The 2628-nt window shown below is 68.5% G+C and carries 1 protein-coding gene; it reads left to right on the forward strand.

The window, feature by feature from the left end:
• Positions 1–139 precede the first annotated feature (139 nt).
• On the forward strand, positions 140–2596 hold the full coding sequence (locus ACFWFR_RS19000) for a GH36-type glycosyl hydrolase domain-containing protein (protein ID WP_377624143.1): 2457 nt from the start codon (positions 140–142) through the stop codon (positions 2594–2596).
• Positions 2597–2628: the final 32 nt, after the last annotated feature.

Raw genomic sequence — 2628 nt, forward strand, 5'->3', positions numbered from 1 at the left:
TGGGGGCGTCTGAGCCACCCCCCCCCCGGGCCCCGCGACCTGGGTGGCTCGGACACAGGTCCGCGGCGCCACGACGCGCCGCGGACCGGCCCACCTCACCACCTCCCACCCCACCTCACCGACAGGAACCGACCCGACGATGCGTTACGGCCATTTCGACACAGCTCGCGACGAGTACGTCATCGAGCGCCCCGACGTCCCCGTCTCGTGGACGAACTACCTGGGCACCAAGGACTTCTGCACCGTGCTCTCGCACAACGGCGGCGGATACTCGTACTACAAGTCGGCGCAGACCGGCCGCATCTCGCGGTTCCGCCAGAACGGCGTCCCGCTCGACCGCCCGGGGCACTACGTCTACCTGCGCGACGAGGCCGACGGCGACTACTGGTCGGTGTCGTGGCAGCCGGTGGGCAAGCCGCTCGCGGCCGACGGCGACCTGATCGACCCTGCGGGCGGTGCCGGTCGGTGGACGACGCGCCACGGCCTGAGCTACTCGACGTTCGAGGCGCAGTACAAGGGCATCGACGCCCAGCAGACGATCTTCATCCCCCTCGACGACGACGTCGAGATCTGGGACGTGCGCCTGACCAACACCACCGACGAGGTCCGTGAGCTGACCGTCGGGTCGTACGTGGAGTTCTCCTTCCACACGATCACGATCGACAACCAGAACCTCCAGATGTCGCTCTACTCGACGGGGTCGTCCTACGAGGACGGCATCATCGAGTACGACGCGTACTACGAGCCGTGGACGTTCCACTACTTCGCGTCGAGCGAGACGCCGTCGTCGTACGACTCGCTGCGCGACAACTTCATCGGCCCCTACCGGTCCGAGGCCAACCCGATCGCGATCGAGCGCGGGCACGGCTCGAACGAGAGCGCGACGACGCAGAACCACTGCGGTGCGCTCCAGCACAAGATCACGCTCCAGCCGGGGGAGACCAAGCGGCTCGTCTACATGCTCGGCTACGGCTCGCGCGCCGAGGCCGGCCGGGCGATGCAGGCCAAGTACGCGGACGTCGCGACGGTCGACACCGAGCGCGCCCGCCTGGCCGCCTACTGGAAGGCCAAGCAGGACAAGCTGCGCATCCGCACGCCCCACGAGGGCATGAACACGATGATCAACTCGTGGACGCTGCTCCAGGCGGAGACCTGCGTCGTGTGGTCGCGCTTCGCGTCGTTCGTCGAGGTCGGCGGACGCAGCGGCCTGGGATTCCGCGACACGGCCCAGGACGTCATGAGCGTCATCCACACCAACCCGACCAAGACGCACCAGCGCATCGTCGAGCTCCTGCGGGCCCAGACGGAGGCCGGCTACGGCCTGCACCTGTTCGAGCCCAAGGCGTTCGACCCGGACGCGCCCAAGCTGCCGAACGTCCCGTCCCCGACGATCGTCCCGACGCCGGACCCCAAGGACCTCATCCACGGTCTCGAGGACACGTGCTCGGACGACCACCTGTGGCTCGTGCCGTCGGTCGTCGAGTTCGTCAAGGAGACCGGTCGCCTGGAGTTCCTCGACGAGGTGATCCCGTTCGCCGAGGGCACGCCCGCCACGGTGTACGAGCACCTCACGCGCGCGCTCGACTTCTCGAGCCAGCAGGTCGGTCAGAACGGCGTGGCCCTGGGTCTGCGCGCCGACTGGAACGACTGCCTCAACCTGGGTGGCGGCGAGACCTCGCTCGTGACGTTCCTGCACGCGTGGGCCATCCAGGCGTTCCTGGAGCTCGCACGGCACCGTGCTGCGGCCGGGGACGAGAGCGCGGCAGCGGACGTCGCCAAGTACGAGGCCGAGCTCGAGCGCATCGCGAAGGTCGCGGACTCCCAGCTGTGGGACGGCGCCTGGTGGATCCGCGGCTACACGCGCGACGGCGTGAAGATCGGCTCGAACGACAACGACGAGGGCAAGATCTTCCTCGAGCACCAGGCGTGGCCCGTCATCGCGGGCATCACCACCCAGGAGCGTGGCGAGGCGTCGATGGACTCGGTGCGCGAGCTCCTGGGCTCGGAGTACGGCAACCACCTGAACTGGCCGGCGTTCACCAAGGTCGACGACACGGTCGGGTTCGTGACGCGCGTGTACCCGGGCATCAAGGAGAACGCGGCGATCTTCTCGCACCCGAACGCGTGGCCCATCATCGCCGAGGCCATGCTGGGCCGCGGCGACGAGGCCGTGCAGTTCTACGACGCGATCCTGCCGTACAACCAGAACGACAACATCGAGGTCCGCGGGGCCGAGCCCTACGCCTACGTGCAGTTCCTGTACGGCCGCGACCACGAGTGGTTCGGCAAGGCGCAGAACCCGTGGCTCACGGGCACCGCGGGCTGGATGTACACGGCGGCCACCAAGTACATCCTCGGTGTGCGCCTGGCCCTCGACGGTCTGGTCGTGGACCCGTCGATCCCCAAGGACTGGGACGGTTTCGAGGTGCGCCGTGAGTGGCGTGGCGCGGTCTACGAGATCGAGGTCCGCAACCCCGACCACGTGTCGAAGGGCGTGCGGTCGGTGACGCTCGACGGCGTCGAGCTCGACCCGACGCAGCCGATCCCGGTCCAGCCGGAGGGCTCCGAGGTCACGGTCGTCGTGACGCTGGGCTGAGTCGCCCTCAGCTGCCGAGAACGGGGTTGTGG

The sequence above is a fragment of the Oerskovia sp. NPDC060287 genome (assembly GCF_042726775.1).
Lineage (GTDB): Bacteria > Actinomycetota > Actinomycetes > Actinomycetales > Cellulomonadaceae > Oerskovia > Oerskovia merdavium.

Bases quoted from the DNA above. Each gene is read 5' to 3' on its own strand.
- ACFWFR_RS19000 (WP_377624143.1), top strand. From the start codon at position 140: ATGCGTTACGGCCATTTCGACACAGCTCGCGACGAGTACGTCATCGAG.